The sequence below is a fragment of the Paenibacillus sinensis genome, from assembly GCF_019904155.1.
In the GTDB taxonomy this organism is placed as follows: domain Bacteria; phylum Bacillota; class Bacilli; order Paenibacillales; family Paenibacillaceae; genus Paenibacillus_AQ; species Paenibacillus_AQ sinensis.
On record NZ_JAHCMB010000198.1, the window covers coordinates 82360 to 82987 of the forward strand.

The following is a 628-nucleotide window of genomic DNA, read 5'->3' on the forward strand; positions in this document are numbered from 1 at the left end:
CGAGTTGGATCTTGCTGTTATTGAAGAATTGGATAATCCATCTGACTTGATTCAAGACATCTTTTATGATGACAAAATTGTGATTGTGGCTGATCCCGAATATCATCTATTTGAGAAAAAAGTTATTACTGCAAACGATATTGCTAATGAGCCTCTCTTACTGCGGGAAAAGGGAACTGGCGTCAGGGATTTATTTGAATCCAATATGAGTCAACTGGGGTTATTTATTAGTCCATATTGGGAAAGTACCAGTGCAGTAGCCTTAATTAATGCTACAAAAAACAAGTTTGGTATTACTGTACTGCCCTTTCAAATAGTAAAGGAGTATATTGCTTCTGNGACGCAATACAGGATTTTATTAGAATTTGCCACCAAATATGAATCAAAAAACCTTGCAGATTTATTACGCTTCGTTTACGTAAAAATCCACAAGGACTTTCAACTTTAATCGAGTCCTTACAACGTGATTTATGCAGCTAACATAACTGATCCGGATTATTTAACAGCTGTTGCTTTCATACCAGCGAGCTGTAAGCCCTAATGTTACTGCTAATCGAGTAGGAGGGGGCGGCAAGCCCCCGTCCTCTCACACCACCGTACATGCGGGTCCGCATACGGCGGTTCCAAA

The 628-nt window shown here is 39.9% G+C and carries 1 protein-coding gene; it reads left to right on the forward strand.

Going from position 1 to position 628, the window contains the following annotated elements:
* Positions 1–46: 46 nt before the first annotated feature.
* Positions 47–448 carry a LysR substrate-binding domain-containing protein gene (locus tag KIH86_RS24760; protein ID WP_456094027.1) on the forward strand — a complete coding sequence of 134 codons (402 nt, stop codon included), beginning with the start codon at positions 47–49 and terminating at the stop codon, positions 446–448.
* The last annotated feature ends 180 nt before the right edge of the window (positions 449–628 follow it).